3 protein-coding genes and 1 pseudogene are annotated in these 2,142 nt (G+C 31.7%); 2 read left to right on the plus strand and 2 right to left on the minus strand.

Going from position 1 to position 2,142, the window contains the following annotated elements:
* Positions 1 to 387 (minus strand): annotated as a pseudogene (locus F3D3_RS23120) (transposase); the annotation flags it as partial.
* Positions 388 to 513: 126 nt separating this feature from the next.
* On the minus strand, positions 514 to 1,185 hold the full coding sequence (locus F3D3_RS23125; protein WP_069876887.1) for a lipocalin-like domain-containing protein: 672 nt from the start codon (positions 1,183 to 1,185) through the stop codon (positions 514 to 516).
* A gap of 157 nt (positions 1,186 to 1,342) precedes the next feature.
* Here F3D3_RS23125 and F3D3_RS23130 point away from each other — a divergent pair, with 157 nt between their 5' ends.
* Together F3D3_RS23130 and F3D3_RS23135 are read left to right on the plus strand one after the other, a co-directional pair.
* On the plus strand, positions 1,343 to 1,810 hold the full coding sequence (locus F3D3_RS23130) for a TetR/AcrR family transcriptional regulator (RefSeq protein ID WP_069876889.1): 468 nt from the start codon (positions 1,343 to 1,345) through the stop codon (positions 1,808 to 1,810).
* A gap of 51 nt (positions 1,811 to 1,861) precedes the next feature.
* Positions 1,862 to 2,142: transposase (locus tag F3D3_RS23135; RefSeq protein WP_084389267.1), on the plus strand; the 281-nt coding region annotated here is incomplete at its 3' end.

A 2,142-nucleotide genomic window follows, 5' to 3' on the forward strand; every position in this document is an offset into this window, starting at 1 on the left:
CTTCATGATGTTATTGGTGCTTGCCTCAATCTTCGTTGAACGTTGGCGATTGATGAGAAACTTGTCAATTTCAAGTGTGTGGTAGATGGCGCTGAAAGCGGCATAGCCAAAGTTTTTACGGTTGTTGGTGCCGACTTCTAATTTGTCATTAGATTTGTACTTAACAAGAATATCTGAATTTTCAAAAGCTTTTTTTTGATTCATTTCGCAGATGATTTTTTCGTAATAAGCAATGGGATCTTTAAACTTTTTTTCTAGTTCATCTAAATAGCCTAGACTTTCAATGGTTCTTGATTTAGTTTTTTTAGTTGTTTTATCTCGATAGCTTTCAACAATAGAAAGATAGACACGTCCTGTGTGTTTTTGATTAATTTTACGTAGAAACATATTATTACTCCTAAACAAAGATATTACAATTATACCATAACAAATCACTTTAATCCATAATAAAATGAAAGAAAAATAAAATAAAAAATCCCTAGACCAGTTAAAACAACTTTAGTCTAGGGATACCTATGTATTATTTTGCTGCAAAACTCGGGAAATTCCAAGCCAAGTCCACTTTCCAGGACTTAGTGGCTGTCCATTCTCATCAAGTTTATAATATAGGTTATCAATTTGACGATCAAACCAGCACTTTCCTTCAAGAGGTATCGTTTTTCCGTCTCTCACCAATTCCCCTTTCATGGTGAAATATGGTAGAGAATAGTGATGGTTTTCCTTCATTATTAGAATAGGAAAATATCCTGAACCCCCATTGTAAAGTACATATCCCTTTGGTTCCACCGTTACTTTTAAGGAGCACTCTTCATTTTTTGCAGTCAACACCATTTCGTTTAAATCTGCATTCATAGAGCAGTAATCATTGGTAATAATAAGTTTTTCATTTTCTACCTTTACATTATCCTCTAATGGAAGGAATACATCTTTAGAAGTATACCAACCCGTTTTTTTATCCGTTACAGAAAATACTGTGTTTAAAAATTCAGGTCCTCCTTCTTTCAAAACTAAAAAGTGTATTAAAAATGTTAAGTTTTCCCCAGCTGCTGTGCTGTCTCCAATGAAAAACCAAGAATCTAAATGGTAACCCTTCCATGGATAGAAAGCCTCCTTGAAATTCACTACAGGGGCTACCCCACCCGGATTGGCAGAATTTAAATTTTTTAATAATGGGTCTTTTATCATACTAATTACTTCCTTTATCTATAGTTTTGACAGTGCGTTTATTGCTTTGTCATATTTTATATAATACAATTGACTTATCGTTTAATCAATTTACAGATTTTTCACCTTGTAACTTAAGTTACAAATCATACGAAATTGTATAATAGGAGTGAAACCAATGAAAACGGATATGAATCATGATCTTAGATATAAAAGAACGAGACAATCCATTCAAGATGCTTTTTTATCATTGATTATAACAAAGAGTGTCAATAAAATTACTGTTACCGAAATAAGTAAGTTAGCTGGAATCAGCAGAAAAACATTTTATGATCACTTTTTAGATATTTATGATATGATTGATTATCTTTCTGAAACTGCATTTTTAAGCACATATGAAAATTTAATTGACTCGTATCATGATATTGAAATGTACACAACGTTAAAAGGATTACTCTTATTTCTAAGACAGAATATTGATATTTCTAAAACGGCACTTCTTCCTGAAAATAATGGTTTTATCTTTAGGAATATCATATATTTGATTTCTAAAAAACACATCAAATCTATAGATAATAAGATAAAAGATGATTTGAAAACGTCATACGAGTTAGAATTTATTATATCAGGTATGGAAGGGGTATAATGTACACATAGGGTTGGACACAAAAAATCAAATTTAAGTTATAATACAGTTATGAGTAGAAAAAGAAGAACATGGACCCCTCAGGAGAAAGTAGAAATAGTGCTAGAAATCCTTCGAGAAGAAAACACATTATCTGAATTATCAAGAAAATATGAAATTGCACAGCCAATCCTCAGTCGCTGGAAAATAGAGTTCTTATCAAATATGTCAGTGGTCTTCGATAAGAAAGGCGAAGATATAGACAAGTTGAAACAAGAACACGAAGAAGAAAAAGAACATCTGGTGAAGAAAATTGGTGAACTCACTATGGATGTAGATTGGTTAAAAAAAAA

The organism is Fusibacter sp. 3D3 (genome assembly GCF_001748365.1).
Classification (GTDB): domain Bacteria; phylum Bacillota; class Clostridia; order Peptostreptococcales; family Acidaminobacteraceae; genus Fusibacter_A.

What these genes read in the sequence shown, in the direction of transcription:
- F3D3_RS23125 (WP_069876887.1), bottom strand. Translation starts at nt 1,185, where the DNA reads ATGATAAAAGACCCATTATTAAAAAATTTAAATTCTGCCAATCCGGGT.
- F3D3_RS23130 (WP_069876889.1), top strand. Translation starts at nt 1,343, where the DNA reads ATGAAAACGGATATGAATCATGATCTTAGATATAAAAGAACGAGACAA.